This window comes from Neorhizobium sp. T25_13 (assembly GCF_002968675.1).
Classification (GTDB): domain Bacteria; phylum Pseudomonadota; class Alphaproteobacteria; order Rhizobiales; family Rhizobiaceae; genus Neorhizobium; species Neorhizobium tomejilense.
In genome coordinates, this window is sequence record NZ_PVBI01000003.1 from 598667 (window position 1) to 625119 (window position 26453).

Sequence of the window (26453 nt, forward strand, 5' to 3'; positions counted from 1 at the left end):
TACGCGGCTTGCCCCTCACCCCGCCTCCGCTTCGCTCGGCGCACCCTCTCCCCGCAAGCGGGGCGAGGGAAACCGCGACGTCGCGGCATATGTCCTTCTCCCCGCGTGCGGGGAGAAGGTGCCGGCAGGCGGATGAGGGGCAAAGCGACAGCCGCGACACTCCATTCCCGAAAAGCCATTCTCATCCACGGTGGAGCAAAAACGGAAAGCAGTGTATTGGACCATCCCGACCGTCTTGATCGTTGCGTACCCGATTCCCTCACTGGACCGGACCCGCAGCGCCGGGACAGCCGTTTATACGATCGGATACGATATGGCCAAGGCACCCAAGACTGAACATTCCGAACTCGCCGGCGAATTCACCGACGACGGCATTACTGTGCTGGTCGATATCTACCGCCCTGCCGGCACCCAGGGCGACTGGACGCTCGAAGTCATCACCGAAGAGGATGACGTCACCACCTGGGAAGAGCCGTTTCCGACCGACCGCGAAGCCTTCGACGAGTTCCTGGCGACCGTCGAGCGCGACGGCATCCGCTCCTTCTTCGGCGAACCCGAACCCAATCCAGCGGTGCATTGATGAAGAATGTCGAAGACCTCACCACATCCGCCAAGACCATGCACGACCGCTATGCCTCGGGCCGCATGGACCGGGAAATCGTTCGCCAGTGGGTGTTGGGTCTGAGCATGTATCCGGAACCCTATGGCCGGCACATCCAGGAAGCGGCCGCGTGGTTCAAGCCTTCCCGTGACGACCTGGATCCCGTCGAACTGAAGATCGCCGACCTTGCCAAGCTGCAGGCGATCTATCGGCCGTAAGACACCTCAAAGCCCGGCTTCGGCGAACACCTTGACGATCCAGTCGAGGAAGACGCGCACCCGCGGCGAAAGCTGGCGGTTCTGCGGATAAAGCGCCGAAAGCAGTGTCGGCGGCGGCGGGAAATCGGCAAGCACTTCGACGAGCACGCCCTCGTCGATATCCCGCTGCAGGCGATAACGGGGCGCCTGTATGAGCCCGAAGCCGCGGCGGGCGAGATCAACCATCGTATCGGAATTGTTGACCGTCAGCCGGCTTGGAAGGGTGACGTAGCGCACCTCGTCACTGACGACGAATTCGAGCGGCATGATCTGGCCGGTGCGCGACGAAATGAAGCCGATGGCGAGATGCCCTTCCAGCGCATCGGGTGATTTCGGAAACCCGTGTTTTTCGACATAGGTGCGGCTGGCGCAGGTGATCTCGGTGATGGTTCCGAGCCTGCGCATGATCAGCCCGCTGTCGTCGATCTCGCCTGCCCGGATGACGCAGTCCACGCCTTCGCGAACGAGATCCACCAGCCGGTCGCCCTGGCCGATCTGCAGTTCGAGAAGCGGATAGCGGTCGAGGAATTCATGAAGGCGCGGCAAGAGGAAGGTGCGGGTCAGAAACCCGTGCGCGTCGACCCGCAGCAGGCCGCGCGGCTGCGCGTCCCGAAAGATGTTCTCCGCCTCGTCCACCTCCGCGAGGATCGCGAGGCAGCGCTCGTAGAAGGCCCGGCCGTCGAGCGTCGGGGTGACGTAACGCGTCGTCCGCTCCAGAAGTCGTGTGCCAATCCCCTCCTCGAGCTGCTTGACCGCTTCGGTGACGGTCGAACGGGCAAGGCCGAGATCCGCGGCCGCAGCGGAAAAACTGCGCCGTTCGACAATCCGGACAAAGAGTTGCATGCGGTCGAGGCGATCCATGACCTTGTTCACCACAGGCGAATTCTGATGTCAATTCGCCGCCAATTGTTCTTGAGCCGTGTCAGCAATATCTCCTGTCCACCAACCAAGGAGAGATCCCATGACCACCAACGGACAACGCGTCGCGATCGTCACCGGCGCTTCGAAGGGCATCGGCAGAGCCATTGCGCTCCGCCTTTCTGAGGACGGCATCGCCGTCGTCGTCAACTATGCGACCAGCCGGCAGGCCGCCGCCGAGGTCGTTGCACAGATCGAAGCCGGCGGCGGCAAGGCGGTCGCGGTGCAGGCGGATGTCGGCAGCCCGACCGCTGCCGCAACCCTGTTCGACGCCGCCGAGCAAAGCTTCGGCGGTGCCGACATCCTCGTCAACAATGCCGGCGTGATGCGGCTTGCGCCGCTCGCCGAAATGGACGACGAGACTTTCGAATCCCAGCTTGCCACAAACCTGATGGGAACCTTCCGCGGCATCCGCGAAGCAGGCAAGCGGCTGCGCGACGGCGGCCGCATCATCAACTTCTCGTCGAGCGTCGTCGGCGTCTACGGCCCGGCCTATGGCGGTTATGCCGCCACCAAGGCGGCCGTCGAAGCCATGACCCACGTTGCCTCCAAGGAACTCGGCCGGCGCGGGATCACCGTCAACGCAGTCGCGCCGGGCCCTGTCGAAACCGAGATGTTCATGATCGGCAAGTCCGACGAACTGGTCCGGAACATCGTCAAGACAATCCCGCTCAGCCGTCTCGGCCAGCCGCAGGAGATTGCCACCGTCGTCTCCTTCCTCGCCGGCCCGGACGGCGGCTGGGTCAACGGCCAGGTGCTACGCGCCAACGGCGGCATGATCTGAAACACCAAAACCAAAGGATAGAACAATGCCATTCGTAAACATCAAGACGCCCGAAGCCGCGCTCAGCAAGGCCCAGAAGCAAGAGATCGTCCACCGCACGACCGAGATGCTGGTCGAATACCTGAGTGAGGCCGCCCGGCCTCACACCATGGTGCTGATCGAAGAGGTCAAGGACGGCGGATACGGCCGCGCCGACGAGATTTTCGTCACCCCGGACGCCTATCGCGCCAAGGACGGCGACTGAGAAACGCAATTCACCGCGAAACTAAAAGAACAAAGGCCGGCGCCACCTGTCTGGCGCCGGCCCCGTCCCCCACCGGTCTTTTTGTTTTTTTAGAAGCGGTAGGTGACGCCTGCCCCGATCAGCCAGGGATTGATTTTCGCCTTGCCGCTCAGCGGCCCGAGCACGTCGTGGTCGGCCTTCCATTTGGTTTCGAGGAAGATTTTCTTCACGTCGAAGTTCACGCCCCAGTGCTGGTCGATCATGTAATCGAAACCGACCTGCAGGGCCGCGCCGACATTGTTCTCGACGTCCAGATTGTGGAAGCCCGGCTTTTCGGACTGGTTGTAGAAGAGCGAATAATTGACGCCGGCACCGACATAGGGCTTGAAGGCGCCGAAATCGGTGAAGTGGTATTGCAGCGTCAGCGTCGGCGGCAACAGCCAGGCGCGGCCGACCGGCACGCCGACGGCACCGTCCTCCTTGATATTCGCATAGGTCGTCCCGAGGACCAGTTCGGCGGCGATATTGTCGGTGAAGAAGTAGCTGATATCGAGTTCGGGGATGACCGAGTCGGAGAAAGACAAATCCGACCCCGGCACGCCGTTGACCGAACCGCGGTTCTCAGTGATGACGCCCAAGCCGCGCACGCGGATCTGCCAGGGGCTCGATGCCGCCACGGGTTCCTCCGCCGGAGGGGCAACGGAAACGGGCGTCAGATCCGCCGCCGCTGCCCCGAATGCGAAAAAAGCCGCACCCGCGCCCGCGATCCATCTCAGATGCCGTGCCCCGCTCGTGTCCATGTAAGCTCTCCTGCTTGCGTTTTGATCTTGCAGGGAAAGGCTTAGGCGCGGGCGGCGAGAGTCGGATTGATCCGGATCAACCGCTGCCGGCGGATGCGCGGCGGCGGCCCGAAACGGAGAATTTGTCGCACGAAAAACCCCGCCTCGCCGCGGGCGCTCCAGCAGGAACGCTCCACCGGAGAGGCGGGGTCTGGGCAGATCGTCGGGGCGCGAGGCCTTGAGTGCTGAATGCCTTGAGCCGAAAACTCGACCTTTGTCAGGCCAGCTTGCGCCCGTTGGCGACGATCATGCCAGCGGCACCTTCCAGCCATCCGGCCTTGAGTTCGAGCGCCAGGAAACGAGAGCGCTCGAAGGGGCCGGGCATGACGAGATGCCGGGTCTTGTCGGCGAAAAAGCCGAACCGTTCGTAATAGGCCGCATCGCCGACCAGCAGGACAGCACCGTGGCCGCGCTTGTGGGCCTCGGTGATCGCTGCACGCATCAGCGCCGCTCCGATACCCTTGCCTTCATGAGCCGAGTCGACCGCGAGCGGGCCGAGCAGCAGCGCATCGATGGCCTGGCCTTCGGACGAAATGCCGGCCTCTACGTTCCAAAGACGCACAGTGCCGATCACGTGGCCGGCGCCGTCGCGGGCAACGATGGCGAGCCCTTCGGCCGGCACGCGGTTGCGGCGGATCTTTTCCGACGACTTCCGGCGACGATCCGGGCCCATGGCACGGTCGAGCAGGGTCTCGCGGGCGACCACGTCGGCCGGCGTTTCGGCGCCGATGGTGAAAGTGGAGTTAGGCGCAAAGAATGCGCGTACAGAATCAAGAACAGCGGCCATCGTGGCCTCCCGTACCCAATACCGTTATGAGCGGCGATGAAGAGGAATTGTGAATTTGCCGCCCCGACTGGTTACGGGGCCGGCGGTATTAGATGACGCCATAGAGAGCGGCAAGCCGCCCCTTAGATGACGTAGGCCTTCAGGGGGTCGAAACCGTTGAAGGCGACGGCCGAGTAGGTCGTCGTATAGGCGCCGGTGCCTTCGATCAGAACCTCGTCGCCGATGGTGAGCGTCACCGGCAGCGGATACATGTTCTTCTCGTACATCACGTCGGCGCTGTCGCAGGTCGGGCCGGCGAGAACGCAGGGTTCCATCTCGTCGCCGTCCCGCTCGGTGCGGATCGGGTAACGGATGGCCTCGTCCATGGTTTCGGCGAGACCGCCGAACTTGCCGATGTCGAGGAAGACCCATCGGTGATTGTCGTTGTCCGACTTCTTCGACACGAGGACGACTTCAGCCTTGATGACGCCCGCATTGCCGACCATGCCGCGACCCGGCTCGATGATCGTCTTCGGCAGGTTGTTGCCGAAATACTTGCGCAGCGAAGCGAAGATCGCCTTGCCGTATTCCTCGGCCTTCGGCACGTCGCGCAGGTACTTGGTCGGGAAACCGCCGCCCATGTTGACCATCTGCAGCACGATGCCCTGCTTTGCAAGCGAACCGAAGACGCGCTTGGCATCGGCAAGAGCCGCATCCCAGGCATCGACCTTGGTCATCTGCGAGCCGACATGAAAGGACACGCCGTAGGACTCGAGGCCCATCTGGTGCGCGTAGACGAGCACGTCGACGGCCATCTGCGGCACGCAGCCGAACTTGCGCGACAGCGGCCATTCGGCGCCTTCGCCATCGGTCAGCACGCGGCAGAATACCTTTGCGCCGGGAGCCGCGCGGGAGATCTTCTCGACTTCCTCATGGCTGTCGACGGCATAGAGGCCGACGCCGAGCGCGAAGGCGCGAGCGATGTCGCGTTCCTTCTTGATTGTGTTGCCGAAGGAGATGCGGTCGGCGGACGCGCCGGCGTCGAGCGCCATCTGGATTTCGGCGACCGAGGCGCAGTCGAAGTTGGAACCCATCGAAGCAAGCAGCTTCAGGATTGCCGGTTCCGGGTTGGCCTTGACCGCGTAATAGATCGCGCTGTCCGGCAGTGCATGACGGAAGGCGGTGAAATTGTCGCGCACGACGTCGAGATCGACAACAAGAAACGGTCCTTCGGGACGCTGGGTCTTGATGAAGTCAAGGATGCGAGCAGTGGTCATCGATCAGTCCCTTCAAAATCTCAAAGCTCCGGCTGTGAACCGGAGGACAAAGGACGGATGAGAATGCGTTCAGCCCGGTTGGTGGAGACACCGGTACCGTGAACACGCTCAAACGCGCGATAAGTGGATCAACGCTCTGCCACGAACAATGATCCGGCTTTGTCTGCCATGGATTGGAGGGAGGTCCCTACCGCACTTCCGGCAATGATGGTGTGCCTCTTCAGTAACCCCCGCTGATGGAAAGCAGGGAGAGAACAAAAAGGCCCGCACCGTCGTTGCTTCAGATGTCCTCGCATTTCCCGGATGGCCGGAATAGCGACTGGAGGGGTTAGTTCCAGGTACCTTACCGATGACCTCACCAAATAGAGGGTCGGCGGACACCCACGGGCACGTGCGACTTTGGGCTGACCGGGAGATAAGAATATTCGCGGTCATAATCAAGAGTTTTTTTGCCCGTCACCGAAATTTCGCATTGCACAATTCCATGCTAAATCCCAACTAGGATCGACCAGACTAAAAGGGGCGACATTTGGACACTCTAACGCGCATGCGGGCCTTCATCGATGTGGTTGAAGCAGAAGGCTTTTCAGCCGCAGCCCGGCGGACCGGTCGGTCGAAGGCTCTGCTTTCCAAATACGTGCGCGAACTGGAAGACGATCTCGGCGCGCTGCTGCTCAATCGCACCACCCGCCAGTTCTCAATGACCGAGGCCGGCCACACCTATTACCGGACCGCCGCCGACATCCTGAAAGAGATCGACAATCTCGCCGACCTGGTGCGCGAGAACAATGCCGACCTGAAGGGACGCCTGCGCGTTTCCGTGCCGCGGACCTTCATCGATGCCGAGGTCGGGCAGTCGCTGATCGATTTCGCCAAGAGCCACACGGAAGTCTCGCTGGAAATCGTCGCCGAGGACCGGTTCGTCGACCTGATCGAGGAAAATTTCGACCTCGCGATCCGAATCACCAAGCTCGAGGATTCCGGGCTGATCGCCCGAAAGCTCTCCGACTTCCGGGTCTATACGGTAGCGACCGCCGATTTCGTCGCCAAATACGGTCCGCTCGAACACCCGCAGGACCTGAACCGCGTTCCCTTCATCATCGACACCAACTCCCGCTGGCACAACAATGTGCGCTTCACCGACAAGGATGGCTCGACCATCTCGGTCGCCGTCAGCGGCCCGGTCGAGATCAACAGCCCGCAGGCAACCTTGCGTGCCGCCCGCGCGGGCCTCGGCGTCGCGATCATCCCCGATTTCATCGCCAACGCCTCGATCCAGTCCGGCGAGCTGGTGACGCTGTTCGACGATTATATTGCCAAGGACCGTGGCATCTACGCGGTCTACCCGCATCGCCGCTACCTGCCCGCCAAGGTCAGGAGCTTCGTCGACTTCCTCTCCACCTGGTTCCGCCGCCAGCATTGACCGAGGCGGGCGCCCGGCGCCTCGCCGGTCCCTACGGCAAATGAGGTAACGCCTCCGCGGCAAGTCGACCTATTGGCCGGCTTGCCGGAGCTTGGCTTCGATCAGCATAGTGCGGCTCAGCGTGCGAAAGTCTCGGCATCGCGGAGGATCGACGTCCATGCAGAAAAGCCTGGCGATGTTCGTGTCGGCACCGGTGATCGAGGCCGCGAACGGCAAGCTGGTGCTCGACAAGAAGTTCGTTTCCGGCATGGCCCTGCATGTGCGGCACTGGTCGGGGCCGGTCACCTGCTTCATCCGGCGCGGCGCGACCGACATACCCTTCGGCGGCCGCTACGACATCGGCGAGCTCGATTTCCGGGTGCGTATCCTGGAGCCGGAGGAACGGGTATCAGTGGACCATCTCGCCGATTTCGACCTCGCGCTGCTGTCGGGAGATTCCTACCTCGACCTCTTAGCCCCCGAGGCGATTCGGAAAGCCCGGAGCGCCGTCGTCTATTCGATCGAATACACCCACCAGACCCGGCTGCAGATCATCTCGCTCGACGATACGCGCAGCCTGCCGCGGAAAATCTACGGCATGGCCTGGACGGTGATGCAGGAATACAAGCGCAAGCGCGCGTTCCGCGCCGCCCGCGGCATCCAGGCGAACGGTTACCCGGCCCACACGGCCTACCGCGACATGGGCGGCAGCCAGCTCCTCTATCTCGACAACCGCATGAAACCGGCGATGTTCGCGACGCCGCAGGAGATGAACGCCCGAAAACGGCATCTCCTGAGCGGCGAGCCGTTGCGGCTCATCCATTCCGGGCGGCTGGAACCGATGAAGGGCGTGCAGGACCTCGTTCCGATCGCCAGACTGCTTAGCGAACGGGGCGTCGATTTCACGCTGACGATCTACGGCGAGGGAAGCCTTTCCGGTGCGATCGACGCCGATATCCGCAGGCACTGGCTGCAAGACTGCGTCTTCCTCAAGGATCCGGTCGATTTCGAACAGGAGCTCGTGCCGCTGACGCGCAACCGTGCCGATATCTTCCTCAGCTGCCACAGGCAGTCGGATCCCTCCTGCACCTATATCGAGACGATGGGCTGTGGCGTGCCGATCGTCGGTTACGACAACAGGATGTGGTCGGCGCTGATGGCCGAGTCGAAAGCCGGCTGGATCGCCCCGCTCGGCGACATCAGGGCGGTGGCCGATCGGCTGACCACCCTCGACAAAGACCGCTCGTCCATCCTGGAGTGCGCCGAGAACGCGCTTCGGTTCGCTAAGGGCTGGGATTTCGAGAGCCAGTTCCGCAAACGCATGGAGCATCTGGAAAATCTCACCCGGCACTAGACCGGGGCTGGACATGTGACCGGTTCGAGTCGAAATTCCGTCTCATTTACGCTGCACTGCAAGGGGCGGACGAACCGGGAGCCACAGGGCGAATGCGATATCGAGTCATGACCATTGCCGCGCTGGCGGCAGCCTGTCTTCCGCTGCCAGCCGTCGCCCATCCACACATCTTCGCCGAGGCGCGGCTCGAAGTGGTAGCCGGCACCGACGGCAACATCGCGGAACTGCATAATGTCTGGCGGTTCGACGAGGTGTTCTCGTCGAGCGTACTGCTGGATTTCGACAAGAACACCGACCTGAAGCTCGACGCCAAGGAACTTGCGGCGCTCGGCGAGGTGATGCGCAAATCGCTCGGCGACTACCACTATTTCACGACGATCACCCTGAACGGCGCGACCGTCGGGGTGCAGAAGCCGGACGTGATCCACGTATCGCTCGACGGCAACCAGCTCCTTGTCCTGTTTGCGGTCAAGCCCGAAAAGCCGGTGCCGCTCAAGGGCCGGCTGGCCTTCGGCGTCTACGACCCCTCGATGTACACCTCGATCGACTTCCCGACCGATGGTGACCTGAACGTCAAGGGCGACGGTTTTTCGCATTGCCAGCACAAGGTGGTGCGCCCCGACCCCGACGAGGTGATCTCGCAGAACAGCAAGTCGCTGACGGACGCCTTCTTCAACGATCCGACCGGCACCGACATGTCGAAACTCTTCGCGACCCGACTGGAACTGACATGCTGACGATCCGCCGCGCCCTCTCCCCTTCGGCCATGATCCCTGCCCTTCTCATTGTAGCGGCGGCAGGCATCCTGATGACGGGCTCGGCGCATGCGCAATCGCCCCTCGGCGTCGGTTCCGCCGAACCATCCTTCTCGGTCGGCGGGCCGCTCGGTCCGTTTTTCGCCTGGATCAATTTTTACCAGCAGTCCTTCTACCGGGCGCTGACCGGTTCGCTGAAGGCGATGCGCGAGGACCCGTGGGCCTTGTCCGGTCTGATCGGGCTGTCGTTCGCTTATGGCGTCTTTCATGCTGCCGGCCCGGGCCACGGCAAGGCGGTGATCTCCTCCTACATGATCGCCAACGAGGTCGAACTCCGGCGCGGCGTCGTCATCTCCTTCATCTCCGCGCTGCTGCAGGGCGCGGTCGCGGTTCTGCTGGTCGGTGCGGCCTTTCTCCTGCTGCGCGGCTCGGGCATCACCATGACGGCAGCAACCCAGGCGATGGAGATCGCCAGCTTCGCGATGGTCGCCCTTTTCGGCGCCTGGCTGCTGGTGAAGAAGATCCGGGCGCTTCGGATGCGCGTCGTCAACATGCCCATGGCAGCCCCCGCCGGTAACGGACGCGGCTCCACCGGGCTCAATTTCCAGGCCGTCGAGATCGACGATCACGACTACCAGGGCACCGGCGACTATTGCGAAACCTGCGGCGTCAGCCACATGCCCGATCCCGCTCTGCTGAAGTCCAGGGATTTCAGCCTGCACGAGGCCTGGTCGGCGATCATTGCGGTCGGCCTGCGCCCCTGCTCGGGCGCCATCCTGGTGATGAGTTTCGCGCTTTTGAACAGCCTCTATCTCGGCGGCGTGCTTTCGGTTCTCGCCATGTCGATCGGCACGGCGATCACCGTCACCATCCTTGCGACGCTCGCGGTCACCGCCAAGGACCTCGCCGTCCGCTTTGCCGGCCCGGGCTCGCGCGCTGGGCGGCGTGTCAGCCATGCGATCGAGATCGGCGGCGCCTTGTTCGTGCTGCTGGTCGGCCTGTCGCTGCTCGGCGCCGCGCTGCAGGCCTCCGGCTCCGGCGGCTGACGCCAATCAGACCGTGACGACGATCTTTCCGAACTGCGCATTTGATTCCAGAAAGCGATGCGCTGCGGCGATCTCCTCGAACGGAAACGTCCTGGCGACGACCGGCTTCAGCAGCCCTCTCTCCACACCATCGATAATGAAGGACCTGGCCTCCGCCAGTCGAGCCGGATCGCCGGTGATTTCGTGGACAAGATAGCCCCGCAAGGTCAGGCGTTTCGCAAGCACCTCGAAGAGGGGAAACGGCGTCGGCTCTCCGCTCAGGCCGCCGTACTCGATAAGGATCCCGCCCCGCGAGATCGCGGCGGTCAGCGGCCGGAAAATCGGCCCGCCGATCGCATCGAACACCACCCGGACACCGTCCTTCCCGGCGATCTCCTCAAGCCTCGCCTGCAGGTCCTCTTCCGAAGAAGCGATCACCTCGGCCGCTCCCGCATCCAGCAGGGCCTGCTTCTTGACGGAGTTGCGCGTTACCGCAATCGGGACGGCACCCACGAGCCTGGCCATCTGGATCGCCGCCAGCCCGACACTGCTGGATGCCGCGGTGATGACAATGAAATCACCGCGTTTGAGCCCCGCAATGCCGATCAGCGCGCCATAGGCCGTCAGATAGGCCATCCAGAGCGCCGCGGCGCCGACGAAGTCGAGCCTTGCCGGATGTTTGACGACCATCGATTCGGGAAAGGTGACGAGATCGCCATAGGCCGGCCAGCGGACCATCGAGATCGGCGGTATGATGCTGACGACATCGCCCACGACGAAATTCTCCACCCCTTCACCGAGCGCTTCGACGATACCTGCCGCTTCGAGCCCGAGGCCCGATGGAAGCACCGGCGTCTCGATATAGGTCCCGGCGCGGAGCAGCGCTTCGGCACGGTTGAGACCGAGCGCCTTGACCCGGATGCGGACCTCGTCCCTGTCGGGCGGCTGAGGTTCGAAAGCCTCGACGCGCAGAACCTCCGGCCCACCATGTTCATGAAAGCGGATGATACGTGCCATTTCTTCCAAACTCCAAAATAATCGAATGGAATGACCTATGCCGATCTCCAGATCGGCGATAAATCAGCCTTTCGATATTTCAGAAGAAACCAGGTGTTTTGAATATGGACCGGCTGACCAGCATGGCCGTCTTCGTCAAGGCGGTGGATCTCGGCTCCTTCGCGGCCGCTGCCGCCGCGCTCGACATGTCGGCGCCGATGGTCGGCAAGCATGTCCAGTTTCTGGAAGAGCGGCTCGGCGTGCGACTTCTCCATCGCACGACGCGCCGCCAGAGCCTGACGGATTTCGGGCGTGATTATTACGACCGCTGCCGGCTGATCCTGTCGGAGGCCGCTGCCGCCGATGCGCTCGCCGCAGACCATCACTCCGAACCGCGCGGCAGGCTGCGCATCACCATGCCGGTCCATTTCGGCCGGCATTGCGTGCTTCCCGTGCTGATGGAATTTGCCCGCGCGTATCCGGCGCTGGAACTGGATCTCTCCTTTGCGGACCGCCTCGTCGATCTTGCGGAAGACGGCTACGATCTGGCGATCAGGACCGGTGAGCTTGGCGACCGGAGCGGTGTGATCGCCCGCAAAGTAGCCCGCCAGCAGATGATCGTCTGCGCCTCGCCGGCCTATATCGCCGAGGCTGGACAGCCGCGTGCGATTGAGGATCTGATGTCCCACCGGGCGATTGTCTATCGCCGGACCGGCCCCGTTCCACCCTGGCTGTTTCCGCGCGATGGCTCCCCGCCCGTCGAAGTGTCGCCGCCCAGTCGCTTTCGGCTTGACGATCTCGACGCGGTTGCCGATGCGGCGGCGATGGGAATGGGGCTTGCCTGGCTACCCTCCTGGCTGGTGCGGGAACGTATCCGCCAGGGCGCTCTGGTGCGGCTGCTGCCGGAGGAGCCACCGTTTCTGTATGATTGTTATGCGCTGTGGCTGCAGACGCCGCATCTGCCACTCAAGGTCCGCCTGACGGTCGACGCCTTGGCCGCCGCGCTACCCCGGCTGATGACTTGATGCGGTCATCTACGGCGCTGGTAGCGCGCCCGCAGCCAGAAGATCGCGAAGAAACCGAGCAGCAGCATCGCGCCGACGACGACGGCCAGCACCGGGGAAAACTGGGCGATCCACATTACGATCGTCGGCAGGAAATAGATCACCAGCCCGATGCCTGCGAGGATCACCGCCGCGGCGATCGCCTGCGATTTTGCCTCTGGCGTCATGCCGCCACTCCATTGGCAAGCTCCGCGCGGATATCTTCGAGCCGCCGCTTCTGGGTGCCGTCCGCCGCAAAATTCTCGGGCGAAAGCCACGCTTCGAAAGCGGCCTTCAGGAGCGGCCATTCCACATCGATCATCGAAAACCAGGCGGTGTCGCGATTGGCGCCCTTGGAGATGACGTGCTGGCGGAAGACGCCTTCGAAGGTGAAGCCATAGCGGCGGGCGGATGCCTTGCTTGGCTCGTTCTCGTTGTGGCATTTCCATTCGTAGCGGCGGTAATCGAGCCCCTCGAACACGTGCCTCGCCATCAGGTAATGCACTTCGGTCGACAGCGGCGAGCGCTTCATGTCGGCGCCGTGCGCGACGGAGCCGACCTCGATGACACCGTTCTTCGGGTCCGGCCGCATGTAGCTCGCCATGCCGACCACTTTGCCGGTGGCGTTGTCGCGCGACACGAGCGTCACGAAATTCGAATGGACGCGGGCGTTTTCCAGCCAGTCGCCGAAGGCGCCGACATCGGCAAAATCGTCGTTGGGGAAATATCTGAGAAGCGGATTGATGCCCTCTGCGCCGCCGAGCCCGTCCCACAGCGCCTGGAGGTGGGTGCCCCTGTCATAGGGTTCGAGCGTCACGAACCGGCCCTTGAGGGTGACCGGAGCCGGGGCGGCAACTTTGTAATTCTTCAGATCGCGCATATCAGCCTCTTGCATCGTGGCTGAGGCTTAGGCCAGCGACGGGGGAAAGGCAACTGGTGGGCCACGCCCTGCCTGCCGGTCAGGCGATAAGACTTCGCGACGACGCGCGGAGGCAGATTGAAGACCGTGTCTTCGCCGTCAAGGTCGCCCATCCGGATATTCCGCCGGCCCCTTGATCTCGATCTTGTTGCCGAACGGATCATGGATGTAGAACGAGTGCCCCATGCCTCGAGCCCCGCCGTGGAAGGCCTCCTGAGCAATCTCGATACCGTGGCTCTGCAAATGCGAACGCAGTTCATCGTGATCGAAAGGGCTGGTGGCGATGCAGATGTGATCGACGTTGCGGCCACCGGCGACCGGAGGAGCAGCCTTTTTCCCGCCCGGATGCGTTATGTCCCACAAAACGATCAGCGACGACCCGCACCAGACCTGTTCCATCCCAAGGGCCGGGTACGAATAACCCGGCCGGCAACCCAGGACGCCGCAATAGAAATCAAGCCCACGCTCCATGTCGTCGATCAGAAGGACAACATGATCGATGCCGACAGGAGAAAAAGGAATTGCCATGACGGGCCGCCTTACGCCTTGACCTTGGCCGCCGATACCGTCGCGTCGATATGGGCGATCAGCGCATCGTCCAAGCCGAGGCGGCCGGCGAGCAGATCGAGGTAGCCGCGTTCGGCGCGGGTGTCCGGATCGATGGTCAGGCGCGAGGCCGCGTAGATTTCAACCTTCTGCTCTTCGGTGCGGGCAGCGGCGACGAGGTCGTCGATATCCACCGGATTGGCGAGCTCGTTCTCGATGAAGGCTTCCGCCTCGGCGCCGAGATCGACCGCATGCACCTTGTCCATGATGTTGGCACGCTCGCCGGCATCGATATGCCCGTCGGCCTTGGCGGCGGCGATCATCGCCCGCACGAGCGTCAGCGCGAAATCGTTGGTGAGAGCGGGAGACTGCGGATGGAAGGGGGAATCGGTCGGCGGCGTCAGGAGCGGCTTGTCGGCCTGAGGTGCCGGCTGAGGCACGGCTTCGGGAGACTTGCCGGACTGATAGTTCTTGTAGGCGAGATAACCGAGGCCGGCGATCGCCGCGATGCCGCCGACAGCTGCGACATTGCCGGCAATGTTGCGGCCGGTCTTGGTGCCGAGGACGGCCGCGAGGATGGCGCCGGTGGCGAGCGGGTTGTTCTTGGCAAGCTGGGTCGCCTGCCCTGCCCGGTCCCTCACACTTCCTCCCGACATGCCCGGAATCTGTGACCCCAGAAATTGGTCGAGAAGCTTCTTTGCGTCGAACATCGCACATCTCCCTGTTGTGTTTCGGGGGAAAGATAGGGATGCGATTGTGAAATTACAAAGACGGACTGAAGGGTTCTACGCCTTCAGCGCCGCCGCTTCGGAAGCGAGCTTGGTGATGCCGGCCCAGTCGCCAGCCGAGACCAGATCCTTCGGCGCGACCCAGGAGCCGCCGACGCAGATGACGTTCGGCAGCGACAGGTAGTCGTTGGCGTTCTTCAGCGAAATGCCGCCGGTCGGGCAGAACAGCGTGCCGGCGAGCGGCGAAGACAGGGCCTTCAGGTAGGCGGCGCCGCCGGCCTGTTCGGCGGGGAAAAATTTCAGCACCTCGTAGCCGGCTTCGCGCAGCGTCATCACTTCGCTGGCGGTCGCAGCACCCGGCAGAAGCGGCACGGGAGAGTCCTTGGCAGCCGAAAGCACGCCGGGTGTCACGCCGGGCGAGACGATGAAGGTCGAGCCCGCCTTGACGGCCGCTTCGTAGTCGCGGGCGTTGAGGATGGTGCCGGCACCGACATTGGCGCCTTCGACCTCGGCGGCCACCGCCTTGACCGCGTCGAGGGCGGCAGGCGTGCGCATGGTGATCTCGATGGCCCTCAGACCGCCGGCGACCAGCGCCCGCGCCAGGCCCACAGCAGATTTCGCGTCATCGACGATCAGCACCGGTACCACCGGCTGCAGTTTCAGGATGGAAAGCAGCTTTTCCGTCTTGCCGGTCATGGTAAGGTCTCCGCTGAAACGATTGAAACTTTGAGGTCGAGATACCCCTCAAGCCCGCCATTGTCGAGAAAAAACAGGCCTCCCACGTCGAACGGGTTTGCGGGACGCGGAGTTTGCACTAGGGTTGCAACAATTGTGGAAGTTCCCGAGGCGGCGGGTGGAGCATGGCCAAGGAAATCGAACGGAAATTTCTGGTGAAGAGCGACGGCTGGCGCTCGGAGGTCTCGTCATCCTCCGATTTCCTGCAGGCCTATGTCGCATCCGGCGACGACCGTTCGGTACGGGTGCGGATCATGGACGGCAAGCGCGCCAAGCTGACCATCAAGATCGGCCGGGAACTGCTTGCCCGCGACGAATTCGAATATGAAATTCCGCTTGGCGACGCCGAGGAGATGTCGAACGCCGCCGTCGGCGTGGTGCTCCAAAAGACCCGCCACGAGGTCCGGCACGAGGGTTACACCTGGGAGGTGGATGTCTATGACGGAGCCTACAAGGGACTGGTCGTCGCAGAGGTCGAGGTGGAGGACGAGGGCGCTCTGCCCGACATTCCGGACTGGATCGGCGAAGAAGTCACCGGCGACCGGCGGTATTCCAACATGGTGATGGCGACTGAAGATTTGAGCGGAGAATTGTGTCATGGCGTACCGTCTGCGGCCCGCTAAATCCTTCACCGACGAATTCCGCTCGGTTGCGGAAAGCCAGCTTTCCCACGCGATCCGGCTGCTGGAAGAACAGCCTGACGGGCCGCACGAAGCGGTGCACGACGCGCGAAAACGCTTCAAGCGGGTGCGCGCCCTCTACCGGCTGATCCAGCCGGACGCAAAAACGTTCCGCCGGCAGGAAAACACCCGCATCCGCGACATGGCGCAGACGCTGTCGGCTGTGCGCGACGCCACCGCGCTGGTCGAAACGGTCGATTATCTCGCCGGCCATGCAGGCTCTCCCGAAGAGCTCGCCGCCCTCACCGCAGCCTCCAAGGCGCTGAGCGAGCGTCGCGACCGGATCGCTTCGGAGGAACACGACCTGCCGGCCAAGATGGCGGCCGCCGCCGATACCTGCCGCGCGGCGATCGCGGCCCTCGACGACCTCGACCTCGACGACGATCCGCACAAGACGGCCAAACGGCTCGCCAAGGCCTGGAAGGACCAGCGCGAGAAGGCGCTCGGCGCACTCGCGGGCTGCGAGGAACACGGCGATGCGGAGACTTATCACGGGCTGCGCAAATGCGGACAGACCTACTGGATGCACCTGTCGCTGCTCGGCGGCATCTGGCCTTCCGCCATGCTCGCCAAGCAGCAGCAGGCGAAGGCGCTGGTCGATCTGCTCGGCCACGAACACGATCTTTCGGTTCTGACCGGGCTCGTCAACGAAAACCCGGAACTGTTCGGCGACAGCGGTACGCTGGCCCGGGTGCTCGGCGCCATCATCGCCCGCCAGCAGGCGCTGCGGCACGAGGGTCTGGAAGCCGCCCACGGGGTGTTTGCCGACAGCGCCGAGACGGAAAGCGGCCTGATCGCGCTGTTATGGGAAAAGGCGGCCACCGCGCCCCGCAAGGAGCGCCGTGCGGCAAAGCTGCACAGGGCTGTCGCGGCGCATGAGAAAGAAACCGCGTTGCGCGGATAGTCCGGAAACTGTATTTCAGCGCCATGACCGAAAACATCATGCAAACCCGCCCGGAGGCCCAACCGGAAGCGACGGGCGCCTGGCTCGTCGCCGCGCTCTATCATTTTGCGCGTTTCGACCGCTATGAGAGCTTCCGCGAGCCGCTGCAGGCCTTCTGCGACGAAAACGGCATCAAGGGTACGCTGCTGATCGCCCGCGAGGGGATCAACGGCACGGTTGCCGGCTCCGAAGCGGCGATATCAGGCCTTCTCGCCTATCTGCGCGCCCAGCCGGAATTCGTAGGCCTCGAGCACAAGGAAAGCCGTGCGTCGAAAATGCCGTTCCTGCGCATGAAGGTGCGGCCGAAGAAGGAAATCGTCACCATGGGCGTCGAGGATATCGACCCCAAGCGCATCGTCGGCACCTATGTCGAGCCGAAGGACTGGAACGCGCTGATCTCCGATCCGGAAACGATCGTCATCGACACCCGCAACGATTACGAAACGGCGATCGGCATCTTCAAGGGCGCGGTCGATCCGCAGACCAAGACGTTTCGCGAGTTTCCCGACTGGGTGAAGAACAACACCGGCCTCCACAACAAGCCGAAGATCGCCATGTACTGCACCGGCGGAATCCGCTGCGAGAAGGCCACCGCCTTCATGAAGGAACAGGGCTTCGACGAGGTTTTCCACCTGAAGGGCGGCATCCTCAAATATCTGGAGGAAGTGCCCGCGGAGGAAAGCCTCTGGGAAGGCGCCTGCTTCGTCTTCGACGAGCGGGTCTCCGTGGAGCACGGACTGAAGGAGGGCAAACACAAGCTCTGCCACGCCTGCCGCAGCCCGATCACCGCGGAAGAGGTGACCTCGCCCCATTACGAGGAAGGCGTCTCCTGCTCCACCTGCTATCCGACCCGCACCGAGGAAGACCGCGATCGCTACCGCCAGCGGCAGTTGCAGATCGCACTCGCCAAAAAGCGTGGCGTGAGGCATATCGGCGGGTAGGGCCTAAAGCGGCCGTAAATGCCCCTTCTCCACAAGGCGGTTGGGAGACCATGTCCCGGCGTTGGAGTGTGGCAGCCCCCCTCTGCCCTGCCGGGCATCTCCCCCACAGGTGGGGAGATCACATGCCGCACGACCATCGCTTCCAAACGAGCTTCAAACATTTGGACAGCGCGCAGGATGAGAAGTTGGATATAAGGCGGAGAGTCGGAACCCAGCCGATCTCCCTCCTTGTGGGGGAGATGCCCGGCAGGGCAGAGGGGGGTGCTGCGGCACACTCTTCGGCAGCGGAGTTCGCGGCGCCACCCCCCTCTGTCACCTTCGGCGACATCTCCCCCTCAAGGGGGGAGATCAGGGGAGTTCGCCGCGCCCTCCGTCTCCACATCTGATCGCCCGGAACAGGAAGCCGCCTACGCCGCCCCGCTCATCCCGCCCGGCAGGCGGTTGCCGCGGTAGATGATATCGATCTCCTGCGACGACATCGGCTTGCCGAACAGGTAGCCCTGCAACTCGTCGCAGCCGGTGAGCCTCAGCTGCATCGCCTGCGCTTCCGCCTCGACGCCCTCGGCAGTCACCGGGATTTCCAGCGAGCGGGCGAGCGCCACGGTCGCCTGCAGAAGATCGACGGCACGGCCGCCCTCTTCCAGCGCGTGCACCAGCGACTTGTCGATCTTCATCCGGTCGAAGCCGAACTGGCGCAGGTACCCGACGCTCGAAAAGCCGGCGCCGAAATCGTCGAGCGCGATCTTCACTCCGAGCTGCTTCAGCTTGGCAAGTGCCGCACGGGCGCGTTCCGGGTTCTGGATGAAATAACCCTCGGTCATTTCGAGCGTGATGCGGGAAGGATCGGTTGCGGTCTTGCGGAACACCGAGGCGACGTGCAGGGCAAACGCCGGATCGCGGAACTGGCCAGGGGAGATATTGACCGCGAGCTTGAGCTCCGGCCACAGCGTCAGCGTCTCGCAGGCGCGGTGCAGCACGAACAGGCCGAGCTGGTCGATGAGGCCGGTGGATTCAGCGATCGGGATGAAGACGTCGGGAGGTACGGGGCCGTAGCCCGTGCGGTGCCAGCGCGCCAGCGCCTCGACGCCGATGATGCGCCATGTCCTGGCATCGACGACCGGCTGGTAGACGACGTTGATCTCGCGGCGCTCGATGGCGATCCTGAGGTCGATCTCCAGCATGTTGCGCTCTTCGCGCTCGGCATCCATTTCCGGCCGGTAATATTCGGTCCGGCCGCGGCCGGTTTCCTTGGCGTGATACATCGCCATGTCGGAACGCCGCACCAGTTCCTCGCCGGAGACCTTGCCGCGTGGCGAAATGGCAACGCCGATGCAGGTGCCGATCGTCGCCACCCTTTCGCCGATCACGAAGGGCTCGTCGAAGAAACCGAGAATGCGGTCGCTCAGCGTATCGACGACCCTTCCGATATCCGTGCTGGCCAGCGCGATGGCGAATTCGTCGCCGCCGACGCGGGCAAGGGTCGCCGTATCGCCGACCAGCGTCTTGAGGCCGGCCGCAACGCCGCGGATCAGCTTGTCTCCGGTGCCATGGCCATAGGCGTCGTTGACTTCCTTGAAACCGTCGAGATCGAGATAGAGCAGCGCCACGTCCTCGTTGCTGCGGCGGCTCTGGAGGACCAGCGCGTCGAGTGCTGCAAAAAAGCCGGCGCGATTGAGAAGCCCGCTCAGCCGGTCGCTCATCGCCAGATGCCGTGCCGCCGCCTCGTCCGCCTTGAGGCGGTTGAGCGTATTGCTGCCGCTGACGAAGAGGAGGAGGAAAAACAGGCCCACCATCGCCAGCGCGCAATAGACGAGCGGCCGGACCTGCAGATAGGCGGTATTGCCCGGCACGCGCGAATTCCAGACGAGCCGCTGCAGCGCCTTGCCGTGGATATTGCGGATCTCCACCATGTTGGGGACCGTATCGCCGGCACCGGCGAAACGAAGCCCCCCGATGACATAGGTTTCCGAGAGCTTCAGGATCTTCTTCTCGTCGAGATGCCGGCCAAAGATCAGGAACCGGCGCCCCTCGACGGGCTGGGCGAGTTCACCGGATTTCTGGCGGATGAGTGCCACGCCGACGGCCGCGATGCCGTTTTTGGTCCCCACGAAACCCACCGCCTCCGGCACGGTTCCGGCGCCGGCACTGCTTGCCTTGTCGAACAGCGTCCAGAGCGAGGTGTCGAAATAATTCTGCGGCGACCAGGTGACGGGAGCGCCGTCCTGATATGCCATCAGAACATTGCGATTGGTATCCATGACGAGCGCCACGTCGAAAAGATCGCTGTTGGCGGTCATGTCGCCGTAGTTGCCGACGATCCAGGCATCGTCGCCGGCATAAACGAACTGGGCAGCATCGTCCCACGCCGCGTAGTCGTTCAGCGTCGCATGCAGCTGCTCCTGGAACGTCTGGATCGCACCCGAGGTCGTCTCGCGCGAGCGTTCGTCGTCGAGGCGATTGGCATAGTCGGCGACGCGGTCGAGCGCCGTCAGGATGAAGATCGTCACCAGCACCACAACCACCGCGAAAGCAAGCAGCATCGACGTCACGGCGGAGCGACGGCCAAGTGTTGCGGAGCGGCGAAAGCGGGGCGGAAGAAGCCGCATCGAAGACCTCATGAAGCCCTACATCTTTCGCGGGTATTCCTTCAGATAGCGTTAAAGGAAAAGGCCGGCCCCCACGCTTGAGAGCCGGCCCACCAGGTATTTTCGAAAATTCTATATTATTACCAGGCGGCGATGACGGCGCCCTTGAACTGGGTGTTGACGAAGTCCTTCACCGGAGCGCTGTGATAGGCTTCCACGAGCGTCTTGACCCAGGCCGCATCCTTGTCCTTGGACTTGACGGCGATGATGTTGATGTAAGGGGCCTTTTCGCCTTCCTTGGCGATCGGATCGGTCTTCGGGTTGAGGCCGGCTTCCAATGCGTAGTTGGTGTTGATCACCGACGCATCGACGTCGTCGAGCGAACGCGGCAGCTGGGCGGCGTCGAGTTCGGCGAACTCGATTTTCTTGGCGTTTTCAGTGACGTCGGCGGGGCCGATCTTCAGGCCCTTGGCGGCGTTGACCTTGATCAGGCCCTGGTCGGCGAGGATGAGCAGCGCGCGGCCACCATTGGTCGGATCGTTCGGGATGGCAACGGTGGCGCCCTGCTTCAGGTCGGCGAGGCTCTTCACCTTCTTGGAATAGACGCCCATCGGGAAGTTGACGGTCTGCGCGACGCCGACGATGTCGAATTTGCGATCCCTGACCTGGTTGTCGAGATAGGGCTGGTGCTGGAAGGAATTGGCGTTGAGTTCGCCATCGGCCAGCGCCTGGTTCGGCACGACGTAATCGGAGAATTCGAGAATCTGGATGTTGAGGCCCTTGGTGGCCGCCACTTCCTTCACCTTTTCCATGATCTGGGCATGCGGGCCGGGGGTGACGCCGATCTTGATGTCCTCGGCAAGCGCCGGGCCGGCAGCGAAGGCGGCGAGTGCCGCAGCGATGATGAGCTTCTTCATAAGTGTCTCCTTGGGTTTGCTTATACGCGCCAGTCTTCTTGGGTATGTCTTGGGAGGCTGGTTTTCGGAATGATTTCAGGTCTTGCGGTTGCGCTTGTCGAAGCGGCGGGCAAGCGCGTCGCCCAGGCTCTGGATCGCCTGGACAAGCACGATCAGCACGACGACGACGGCGAGCATCACATCCGGCATGAAGCGCTGGTAGCCGTAGCGGATGCCGAGATCGCCGAGGCCTCCGCCGCCGACCGCGCCGACCATGGCCGAATAACCGACCAAGCTGACGAGGGTGAGCGTCAGCGCCAGCGTCAGGCCCGGCTTGGCTTCGGCGAGCAGCACCTTGAAGACGATCTGCAGCGGCGTCGCCCCCATGGCGCGCGCTGCCTCGATCAGGCCCTTGTCGACCTCGCGGATCGCCGCTTCGGCAAGGCGCGCGACGAAGGGAATGGTCGCGACCGTCAGCGGCACGATCGCCGCATAGGTACCGATCGAGGTACCGGTGACGAGGCGCGTGAACGGGATGATCGCCACGACCAGGATGATGAACGGCGTCGAGCGCGCCGCATTGACGATCGCCCCGATGATGCGGTTCAGGGCCGGTGCGGGGAAAAGCTCGCCCTTGCCGCTGGTTGCCAGGAACACGCCGATCGGCAGGCCGATCAGTGCGCCGATCAGGCCGGCGACCGCGACCATCTGCAGCGTCTGGCCGAGCGCTTTCAGGAGCAGGTTGAAGAGCATGTCAGGCGACATAACCGAGCACCTCCGTGGAAAGACCGGTTGCGGCATAGAAGCGCTCGGCGCGCTCCGTGACGGCAGGATCGGCCGGATAGGCGACGACCAGCGAGCCATAGGGTTCGCCGGCGATTTCCTCGATGGTCCCGGCGAGGATGTTGACGTCGGCGCCGAGTTCGGTGACCAGCCGGGCGGTCAGCGGCTGAAAGGCCGTCGATCCGAAGAAGATCAGCCGCACCAGCACCCGGTCGCCGACAGACGGCTGCGGCTTCAGGTTCGAGCGGATCCATTCCGGCAGGTTGGTGCCGAGGGCTGCAGACAGAAGCGAGCGGGTCGTCTCGTGTTTCGCACCGGTAAAGACGTCGAAGGTGCGGCCCGCCTCGACGATCTTGCCGCGGTCGATCACCGCGACGTCGGAGGCGATGGTCTTCACCACCTCCATCTCGTGGGTGATCAGCAGCACGGTGAGGCCAAGCTCTGCATTGATGCGCTTCAGCAGCGCCAGGATCGACTGCGTGGTTTCCGGGTCGAGCGCCGAGGTCGCCTCGTCCGAAAGCAGCAGTTTCGGCGAGGTGGCGAGCGCCCGGGCAATGCCGATGCGCTGCTTCTGGCCGCCGGAAAGCTCGGCCGGGTAGCGGTCCGATTTGTCGCCAAGACCGACGAGATCGATCAGCGGCGCCACCTTGTCGCGGATCGCCGTGGCGGAAAGCCCGGCGATCTCGAGCGGCAGCGCGACGTTCTCCAACGCCGTGCGCGACGAGAGAAGGTTGAAATGCTGGAAGATCATGCCGACCTGGCGGCGCAGATCCCGAAGCCCGTTTTCCGACAGGCCGCCCACCTCGACACCGTCGACGACGACGCGGCCGGAGGTCGCTTTTTCCAGCCCGTTGACGAGGCGGATCAACGTCGACTTGCCGGCACCCGAACGGCCGATGATGCCGGTGATCGCGCCACGCGCCACGGAAAGATCGATGCCGTCGAGCGCGGTGAACTGGCTCTTGTCGTCGGCACCGCCGAACCGCTTGGTTACCGCCTCGAACGCCACCATCGGCCTTTCGGCAACCAAGGGAGACGGCGCGGTTTCGACCGCAGTATGAAGGATTGTCATTTCAGCTCTCAGATTTAAGTCGGATCATCCCGGCGACCGACACCGGATATTTATCGCTGTCCAGCTATCGGACGAGGCAGCACATTCGATGACAGGCGACTTTCCGGAGCATCTTGGTCGTTTTCCCAGAGGGCAATATGTAAGGCCGGCGGCCTTCGATGCCGCATAAATGCCCGGACGTGCCTGCTTTTGACAGGGATGTTTTTTCAATTATCTCACAAAGCAGAAAAAATCTTCTCGCACCTGCGAAATCAGCCCTGTTTATGGTTGCCCTTGGGGAATAACGAAGCGAGCTCGCGATACCACTTACCGCTGTTCTTGATCGTCCGTTCCTGGGTCTCGTAATTGACATGCACGAGGCCGAACCGCATGCGGTAGCCTTCCGCCCATTCGAAATTGTCCATCAGGCTCCAGGCGAAATAGCCCTTCATCGGATAGCCGTCTTTGATCAGGTCGGCGACCACCGAGAGGTGCTGGACATAATAATCCAGACGCGGCTGATCATCCACCTCGCCGTCCGCCGGCTCCATATTGTAGCAGGCGCCGTTCTCGGTGATGTAGCAGTCCGGCAGCTCGTAGCGGCGATAGAGATCCTCGACCAGCAGCTTCAGCCCCGGCGCATAGACTTCCCAGCCGATATCGGTCTTGATGTCGCTGGCGGGCTTGGCCTCTATCGTCCAGGGGAAATCACCGCTGCGGGCGGGCTCGTCATGGACGCGGTCCGGCTTGTAGTAGTTGAGGCCCCACCAGTCGAGCTTCTGGTTGATGACCTTCAGGTCGCCGTCTTCGACGACCGGCATGCGGTCGCCGAGCGCTTCCAGGAATTGCTGCGGATATTCGCCCTTGAAGACCGGATCGAAGAAGGCGCCGTTGTGGAACTGGTGGGCGCGCTCGGCAGCTGCGAGATCGGCCGGGCTGTCGGAGCCGGCGATGATCGATGCGGCGTTGATGACGGTGCCGACCGGCACGTCCGGGGTCACATGCCGGATCGCCTCGACGCCGAGGCCGTGCGCGAGATTGACGTGGTGCATGGCGGCAAGCGCCGCCTGCATGTTCTTCTCACCCGGCGCATGGATGCCGTAGAGATGGCTGAGCCAGACGATGCACCAGGGCTCGTTGAAGGTGGCCACCGCATCCAGCCGGTCGCCGAGCCGCGCCATCACCACCTTGGCGTAACGCTGGAAGGCATAGGCCGTCGAGCGCGCCGCCCAGCCACCCTCGCCCATCAGCGAAAGCGGCAGGTCCCAATGATAGAGCGTCGCATAGGTCTTGATGCCGCGCGCCTTGCAGCCGTCGATGAGGCGATCGTAGAAATCCAGCCCCTTCTCATTGATCCGCCCGGTGCCGTCCGGGATGATCCGCGGCCAGGCGATCGAGAACCGGTAAGCTTCGACGCCCATCTCCTTGATGAGATCGAGGTCCTCTTCCCAGCGATTGTAATGATCGCAGGCGACATCGCCATTATGCCCCTGATAGACCCGCCCCGGCATCTTCGAGAACGCATCCCAGATCGAGGGCTTGCGGCCATCCGCCTTGGTGGACCCTTCGATCTGGTAGGAAGCCGTCGCGACGCCCCAGAGGAAATCACCGGGAAACCCGGCCGCGAATTTTTCGGCGTCGGGCGTTTTGAGATTGCGAGGCTGGGGATTGCTCATCTTGGGATCGGTCATGAGGATGCCGCCATATCTGTTGCGCGAGGGGTCTGCCGGACCACCTTTCGCGCGGTTTAACCAAGCGGGGCGCAGTTGTACAGATGAGAATTCTGAAACGTTGCAGGATCTCCGCCCGTGCCATCCTCTCCAAGGCCGTGAAAAGTGCCGCGCTGTTTCCCAGCGGGTTTTCATTCTGTTTGTCGGAACCCACGTCGAATATGATCGCATCGACGTGGTAGAACTTTAGAAGGCCTGATGAAATGGATATCGATACTGTACGAACCCTCATCGATGAGACGGAATACGAAGCGGCGTTGAAATCCGTGCGCCCTTATTTCGAAAACGAACCGGAAGCCGGAACAATCGCATCCGCGCATTTCGACGCGCTTGTGCTGCTGATCGAGGAATACGAGGCCAAGCACTATCCCATCCCGCAGGCCTCGCCGGTCGAGGTGCTGAAATCGGTCATGGAAGCCAACAACTACACCCGCGCCGACCTGATCGAGATCGTCGGTTCGAAATCCCGCGCCGCCGACCTGTTGAACGGACGGCGCGAGATCAATCTCGATCAGATCAGGAAGATCAGCCGGGCATGGCACATCCCGGCTGGCGCGCTTGTCGGCGATATCTCAGCTTAGGCTCCCAGGCGCCTAAAGCTTCACCCACGCCCCGTTCTTCTTCGAGGACGCCACGCACGCCTCGACGAACGCAACCCCCTTCACGCCGTCGTCGACGGTCGGGTAGACCACCGCCTTGTCGACCGCGACGCCCTTCTTGGCGGCGTTGATGGCGCGGGCGGCTTCCGTGTAGATGGTTGCAAAGGCTTCGAGATAACCTTCCGGGTGGCCGGACGGGATGCGGCTGACGCGTCCTGCCGCGGCACCGGATCCGGCGCCGTTGCGGGTGATCAGGCGCTTCGGTTCGCCGAACGGCGTGAACCACAGATAGTTCGGATCCGCCTGCACCCATTCGATGCCGCCCTTGGTTCCGTAGACACGGATTTTCAGGCCGTTTTCGTGGCCGGGCGCCACCTGGCTGCACCAGAGCATGCCCTTGGCGCCGCCCTCGTAGCGCAGCATCACATGGGCGTTGTCGTCGAGCCTGCGGCCCTCCACGAAACTGTCGAGATCGGCGGCGAGACTTTCGAGCGTAAGCCCGGTGATGAAGGCGGCGAGATTGTAGGCATGCGTGCCGATATCGCCGGTCGAACCGCCGGCACCCGACTGGGCCGGATCGGTGCGCCATACGGCCTGCTTGGCACCTGTCTGCTCGACCGCCTCGGTCAACCAATCCTGCGGATATTCGACCTGGACGACGCGGATTTTTCCGAGTTCGCCGTTTGCGACCATTTCGCGGGCCTGCCGCACCATCGGATAGCCGGTGTAATTGTGGGTGAGGATAAACAGCGCACCGCTCTCGTCGGCCGCCTTCTTGAGCTTCTTGGCGTCGGCGATGTTGGACGTCAGCGGTTTGTCGCAGATGACATGGATGCCGCGCTTCAAAAACTCCTTGGCGGCCTCGTAATGCACGTGATTGGGCGTGACGATCGACACCGCCTCGATACCGTCCTTCAGCCGCGCCTCGCGGATCGCCATTTCCTTGTAGGAGCCGTAGGTGCGCGACGGATCGAGACCGAGATCGCGGCCCGAGGCGATCGCCTTTTCCGGCGTCGACGACAGCGCGCCGGCGACGAGATCGAACTGGTCGTCCAGCCTTGCCGCCATGCGATACAC

At 63.1% G+C, this 26453-nt stretch carries 29 protein-coding genes; 13 read left to right on the forward strand and 16 right to left on the reverse strand.

Annotation, left to right across the window (positions count from 1 at the left end; all coding sequences use genetic code 11):
- Positions 1 to 313 precede the first annotated feature (313 nt).
- The gene (locus C5J22_RS10000) at positions 314 to 580 is read left to right on the forward strand and encodes a hypothetical protein (RefSeq protein WP_037077316.1); all 267 of its coding nucleotides are present in this window, start codon (positions 314 to 316) and stop codon (positions 578 to 580) included.
- Positions 580 to 819 (forward strand): hypothetical protein, encoded by a 240-nt coding sequence (locus tag C5J22_RS10005; protein ID WP_038545302.1) that lies wholly within the window; start codon positions 580 to 582, stop codon positions 817 to 819. Before C5J22_RS10000 ends, C5J22_RS10005 begins: the two co-directional genes overlap by 1 nt.
- Positions 820 to 825: 6 nt before the next feature.
- Here the strand turns inward: C5J22_RS10005 and C5J22_RS10010 are convergent, their stop codons facing one another.
- On the reverse strand, positions 826 to 1719 hold the full coding sequence (locus tag C5J22_RS10010; protein WP_105438143.1) for a LysR family transcriptional regulator: 894 nt from the start codon (positions 1717 to 1719) through the stop codon (positions 826 to 828).
- A gap of 100 nt (positions 1720 to 1819) precedes the next feature.
- Here C5J22_RS10010 and C5J22_RS10015 point away from each other — a divergent pair, with 100 nt between their 5' ends.
- Positions 1820 to 2560, forward strand: coding sequence for an SDR family oxidoreductase (locus C5J22_RS10015; protein WP_105438080.1), 741 nt, complete (start codon positions 1820 to 1822; stop codon positions 2558 to 2560).
- A 25-nt stretch (positions 2561 to 2585) separates the two neighbouring features.
- Positions 2586 to 2804, forward strand: a complete 219-nt coding sequence (locus C5J22_RS10020) for a 4-oxalocrotonate tautomerase family protein (protein WP_105438081.1) — start codon at positions 2586 to 2588, stop codon at positions 2802 to 2804.
- 89 nt (positions 2805 to 2893) lie between these two features.
- Here the strand turns inward: C5J22_RS10020 and C5J22_RS10025 are convergent, their stop codons facing one another.
- The 3 genes from C5J22_RS10025 to odc2 form a co-directional block, all read right to left on the reverse strand.
- Positions 2894 to 3583 carry an OmpW family protein gene (locus C5J22_RS10025; RefSeq protein ID WP_105438082.1) on the reverse strand — a complete coding sequence of 230 codons (690 nt, stop codon included), beginning with the start codon at positions 3581 to 3583 and terminating at the stop codon, positions 2894 to 2896.
- Positions 3584 to 3839: 256 nt separating this feature from the next.
- On the reverse strand, positions 3840 to 4409 hold the full coding sequence (locus tag C5J22_RS10030) for a GNAT family N-acetyltransferase (protein WP_105438083.1): 570 nt from the start codon (positions 4407 to 4409) through the stop codon (positions 3840 to 3842).
- A gap of 122 nt (positions 4410 to 4531) precedes the next feature.
- Positions 4532 to 5665: an ornithine/lysine decarboxylase gene (gene odc2 / locus C5J22_RS10035; protein ID WP_046668290.1), complete on the reverse strand. Its 1134-nt coding sequence runs from the start codon at positions 5663 to 5665 to the stop codon at positions 4532 to 4534.
- A gap of 529 nt (positions 5666 to 6194) precedes the next feature.
- On the opposite strand from odc2, the gene C5J22_RS10040 reads away from it, so the two are divergent.
- The 4 genes from C5J22_RS10040 (at position 6195) to C5J22_RS10055 (ending at position 10222) form a co-directional block, all read left to right on the forward strand.
- On the forward strand, positions 6195 to 7088 hold the full coding sequence (locus tag C5J22_RS10040; protein ID WP_105400119.1) for a LysR family transcriptional regulator: 894 nt from the start codon (positions 6195 to 6197) through the stop codon (positions 7086 to 7088).
- A gap of 157 nt (positions 7089 to 7245) precedes the next feature.
- Positions 7246 to 8421 (forward strand): glycosyltransferase, encoded by a 1176-nt coding sequence (locus C5J22_RS10045; RefSeq protein WP_105438084.1) that lies wholly within the window; start codon positions 7246 to 7248, stop codon positions 8419 to 8421.
- Between the two features lie 92 nt (positions 8422 to 8513).
- On the forward strand, positions 8514 to 9158 hold the full coding sequence (locus C5J22_RS10050) for a DUF1007 family protein (RefSeq protein WP_105438085.1): 645 nt from the start codon (positions 8514 to 8516) through the stop codon (positions 9156 to 9158).
- Positions 9152 to 10222 (forward strand): nickel/cobalt transporter, encoded by a 1071-nt coding sequence (locus C5J22_RS10055; protein ID WP_371412583.1) that lies wholly within the window; start codon positions 9152 to 9154, stop codon positions 10220 to 10222. Before C5J22_RS10050 ends, C5J22_RS10055 begins: the two co-directional genes overlap by 7 nt.
- 6 nt (positions 10223 to 10228) lie before the next feature.
- On the opposite strand, the gene C5J22_RS10060 is transcribed toward C5J22_RS10055, so the two are convergent.
- On the reverse strand, positions 10229 to 11218 hold the full coding sequence (locus C5J22_RS10060) for a zinc-dependent alcohol dehydrogenase family protein (RefSeq protein ID WP_105438086.1): 990 nt from the start codon (positions 11216 to 11218) through the stop codon (positions 10229 to 10231).
- Between the two features lie 104 nt (positions 11219 to 11322).
- Between C5J22_RS10060 and C5J22_RS10065 the strand changes: the two genes are divergently transcribed.
- A complete protein-coding gene (locus C5J22_RS10065; protein WP_105438087.1) occupies positions 11323 to 12222 on the forward strand; it encodes a LysR family transcriptional regulator in 900 nt (299 codons plus the stop codon).
- A 5-nt stretch (positions 12223 to 12227) separates the two neighbouring features.
- On the opposite strand, the gene C5J22_RS10070 is transcribed toward C5J22_RS10065, so the two are convergent.
- From C5J22_RS10070 to C5J22_RS10090, 5 genes are all read right to left on the reverse strand, one after another.
- Positions 12228 to 12428 (reverse strand): hypothetical protein, encoded by a 201-nt coding sequence (locus C5J22_RS10070; protein ID WP_105438088.1) that lies wholly within the window; start codon positions 12426 to 12428, stop codon positions 12228 to 12230.
- Entirely contained in the window at positions 12425 to 13120 is a 696-nt protein-coding gene (locus tag C5J22_RS10075; protein ID WP_105438089.1) for a GNAT family N-acetyltransferase, read from the reverse strand. Before C5J22_RS10075 ends, C5J22_RS10070 begins: the two co-directional genes overlap by 4 nt.
- A 138-nt stretch (positions 13121 to 13258) precedes the next feature.
- On the reverse strand, positions 13259 to 13687 hold the full coding sequence (locus tag C5J22_RS10080) for a VOC family protein (RefSeq protein WP_105438090.1): 429 nt from the start codon (positions 13685 to 13687) through the stop codon (positions 13259 to 13261).
- An 11-nt stretch (positions 13688 to 13698) separates the two neighbouring features.
- On the reverse strand, positions 13699 to 14415 hold the full coding sequence (locus tag C5J22_RS10085) for a tellurite resistance TerB family protein (RefSeq protein WP_105427469.1): 717 nt from the start codon (positions 14413 to 14415) through the stop codon (positions 13699 to 13701).
- A 75-nt stretch (positions 14416 to 14490) separates the two neighbouring features.
- Positions 14491 to 15129, reverse strand: coding sequence for a 2-dehydro-3-deoxy-phosphogluconate aldolase (locus C5J22_RS10090; protein ID WP_105438091.1), 639 nt, complete (start codon positions 15127 to 15129; stop codon positions 14491 to 14493).
- Between the two features lie 164 nt (positions 15130 to 15293).
- Here C5J22_RS10090 and C5J22_RS10095 point away from each other — a divergent pair, with 164 nt between their 5' ends.
- From C5J22_RS10095 to C5J22_RS10105, 3 genes are read left to right on the forward strand one after another with little or no spacing between them, the layout of a single operon-like run.
- Complete coding sequence (locus C5J22_RS10095; protein WP_105438092.1) at positions 15294 to 15791, forward strand: CYTH domain-containing protein; 498 nt, start codon at positions 15294 to 15296, stop codon at positions 15789 to 15791.
- On the forward strand, positions 15766 to 16752 hold the full coding sequence (locus C5J22_RS10100) for a CHAD domain-containing protein (RefSeq protein WP_105438093.1): 987 nt from the start codon (positions 15766 to 15768) through the stop codon (positions 16750 to 16752). Before C5J22_RS10095 ends, C5J22_RS10100 begins: the two co-directional genes overlap by 26 nt.
- Positions 16753 to 16790: 38 nt before the next feature.
- On the forward strand, positions 16791 to 17732 hold the full coding sequence (locus C5J22_RS10105; protein ID WP_371412585.1) for a rhodanese-related sulfurtransferase: 942 nt from the start codon (positions 16791 to 16793) through the stop codon (positions 17730 to 17732).
- A gap of 407 nt (positions 17733 to 18139) precedes the next feature.
- On the opposite strand, the gene C5J22_RS10115 is transcribed toward C5J22_RS10105, so the two are convergent.
- The 5 genes from C5J22_RS10115 to C5J22_RS10135 all read right to left on the reverse strand — a co-directional run bounded on the left by C5J22_RS10115 (position 18140) and on the right by C5J22_RS10135 (position 24723).
- Positions 18140 to 20338, reverse strand: coding sequence for an EAL domain-containing protein (locus tag C5J22_RS10115; protein ID WP_105438095.1), 2199 nt, complete (start codon positions 20336 to 20338; stop codon positions 18140 to 18142).
- 119 nt (positions 20339 to 20457) lie between these two features.
- Positions 20458 to 21234: a MetQ/NlpA family ABC transporter substrate-binding protein gene (locus C5J22_RS10120; protein ID WP_105423684.1), complete on the reverse strand. Its 777-nt coding sequence runs from the start codon at positions 21232 to 21234 to the stop codon at positions 20458 to 20460.
- A gap of 75 nt (positions 21235 to 21309) precedes the next feature.
- Complete coding sequence (locus C5J22_RS10125) at positions 21310 to 21978, reverse strand: methionine ABC transporter permease (protein ID WP_046634549.1); 669 nt, start codon at positions 21976 to 21978, stop codon at positions 21310 to 21312.
- On the reverse strand, positions 21968 to 23008 hold the full coding sequence (locus tag C5J22_RS10130) for a methionine ABC transporter ATP-binding protein (protein ID WP_105438145.1): 1041 nt from the start codon (positions 23006 to 23008) through the stop codon (positions 21968 to 21970). Before C5J22_RS10130 ends, C5J22_RS10125 begins: the two co-directional genes overlap by 11 nt.
- 311 nt (positions 23009 to 23319) lie before the next feature.
- The gene (locus C5J22_RS10135; protein WP_105438146.1) at positions 23320 to 24723 is read right to left on the reverse strand and encodes a GH1 family beta-glucosidase; all 1404 of its coding nucleotides are present in this window, start codon (positions 24721 to 24723) and stop codon (positions 23320 to 23322) included.
- A gap of 257 nt (positions 24724 to 24980) precedes the next feature.
- On the opposite strand from C5J22_RS10135, the gene C5J22_RS10140 reads away from it, so the two are divergent.
- Positions 24981 to 25358 carry a type II toxin-antitoxin system HigA family antitoxin gene (locus tag C5J22_RS10140; protein ID WP_105427463.1) on the forward strand — a complete coding sequence of 126 codons (378 nt, stop codon included), beginning with the start codon at positions 24981 to 24983 and terminating at the stop codon, positions 25356 to 25358.
- Positions 25359 to 25370: 12 nt separating this feature from the next.
- Here C5J22_RS10140 and C5J22_RS10145 read toward each other — a convergent pair.
- Positions 25371 to 26453, reverse strand: a 1083-nt coding sequence (locus C5J22_RS10145; RefSeq protein ID WP_105438096.1) for a Gfo/Idh/MocA family protein, incomplete at its 5' end; no start/stop codon positions are given.

Bases quoted from the DNA above. Each gene is read 5' to 3' on its own strand.
- C5J22_RS10000 (WP_037077316.1), top strand. From the start codon at position 314: ATGGCCAAGGCACCCAAGACTGAACATTCCGAACTCGCCGGCGAATTC.
- C5J22_RS10005 (WP_038545302.1), top strand. From the start codon at position 580: ATGAAGAATGTCGAAGACCTCACCACATCCGCCAAGACCATGCACGAC.
- C5J22_RS10010 (WP_105438143.1), bottom strand. From the start codon at position 1,719: ATGGATCGCCTCGACCGCATGCAACTCTTTGTCCGGATTGTCGAACGG.
- C5J22_RS10015 (WP_105438080.1), top strand. From the start codon at position 1,820: ATGACCACCAACGGACAACGCGTCGCGATCGTCACCGGCGCTTCGAAG.
- C5J22_RS10020 (WP_105438081.1), top strand. From the start codon at position 2,586: ATGCCATTCGTAAACATCAAGACGCCCGAAGCCGCGCTCAGCAAGGCC.
- C5J22_RS10025 (WP_105438082.1), bottom strand. From the start codon at position 3,583: ATGGACACGAGCGGGGCACGGCATCTGAGATGGATCGCGGGCGCGGGT.
- C5J22_RS10030 (WP_105438083.1), bottom strand. From the start codon at position 4,409: ATGGCCGCTGTTCTTGATTCTGTACGCGCATTCTTTGCGCCTAACTCC.
- odc2 (WP_046668290.1), bottom strand. From the start codon at position 5,665: ATGACCACTGCTCGCATCCTTGACTTCATCAAGACCCAGCGTCCCGAA.
- C5J22_RS10045 (WP_105438084.1), top strand. From the start codon at position 7,246: ATGCAGAAAAGCCTGGCGATGTTCGTGTCGGCACCGGTGATCGAGGCC.
- C5J22_RS10050 (WP_105438085.1), top strand. From the start codon at position 8,514: ATGCGATATCGAGTCATGACCATTGCCGCGCTGGCGGCAGCCTGTCTT.
- C5J22_RS10055 (WP_371412583.1), top strand. From the start codon at position 9,152: ATGCTGACGATCCGCCGCGCCCTCTCCCCTTCGGCCATGATCCCTGCC.
- C5J22_RS10060 (WP_105438086.1), bottom strand. From the start codon at position 11,218: ATGGCACGTATCATCCGCTTTCATGAACATGGTGGGCCGGAGGTTCTG.
- C5J22_RS10065 (WP_105438087.1), top strand. From the start codon at position 11,323: ATGGACCGGCTGACCAGCATGGCCGTCTTCGTCAAGGCGGTGGATCTC.
- C5J22_RS10070 (WP_105438088.1), bottom strand. From the start codon at position 12,428: ATGACGCCAGAGGCAAAATCGCAGGCGATCGCCGCGGCGGTGATCCTC.
- C5J22_RS10075 (WP_105438089.1), bottom strand. From the start codon at position 13,120: ATGCGCGATCTGAAGAATTACAAAGTTGCCGCCCCGGCTCCGGTCACC.
- C5J22_RS10080 (WP_105438090.1), bottom strand. From the start codon at position 13,687: ATGGCAATTCCTTTTTCTCCTGTCGGCATCGATCATGTTGTCCTTCTG.
- C5J22_RS10085 (WP_105427469.1), bottom strand. From the start codon at position 14,415: ATGTTCGACGCAAAGAAGCTTCTCGACCAATTTCTGGGGTCACAGATT.
- C5J22_RS10090 (WP_105438091.1), bottom strand. From the start codon at position 15,129: ATGACCGGCAAGACGGAAAAGCTGCTTTCCATCCTGAAACTGCAGCCG.
- C5J22_RS10095 (WP_105438092.1), top strand. From the start codon at position 15,294: ATGGCCAAGGAAATCGAACGGAAATTTCTGGTGAAGAGCGACGGCTGG.
- C5J22_RS10100 (WP_105438093.1), top strand. From the start codon at position 15,766: ATGGCGTACCGTCTGCGGCCCGCTAAATCCTTCACCGACGAATTCCGC.
- C5J22_RS10105 (WP_371412585.1), top strand. From the start codon at position 16,791: ATGCAAACCCGCCCGGAGGCCCAACCGGAAGCGACGGGCGCCTGGCTC.
- C5J22_RS10115 (WP_105438095.1), bottom strand. From the start codon at position 20,338: ATGCGGCTTCTTCCGCCCCGCTTTCGCCGCTCCGCAACACTTGGCCGT.
- C5J22_RS10120 (WP_105423684.1), bottom strand. From the start codon at position 21,234: ATGAAGAAGCTCATCATCGCTGCGGCACTCGCCGCCTTCGCTGCCGGC.
- C5J22_RS10125 (WP_046634549.1), bottom strand. From the start codon at position 21,978: ATGTCGCCTGACATGCTCTTCAACCTGCTCCTGAAAGCGCTCGGCCAG.
- C5J22_RS10130 (WP_105438145.1), bottom strand. From the start codon at position 23,008: ATGGTGGCGTTCGAGGCGGTAACCAAGCGGTTCGGCGGTGCCGACGAC.
- C5J22_RS10135 (WP_105438146.1), bottom strand. From the start codon at position 24,723: ATGAGCAATCCCCAGCCTCGCAATCTCAAAACGCCCGACGCCGAAAAA.
- C5J22_RS10140 (WP_105427463.1), top strand. From the start codon at position 24,981: ATGGATATCGATACTGTACGAACCCTCATCGATGAGACGGAATACGAA.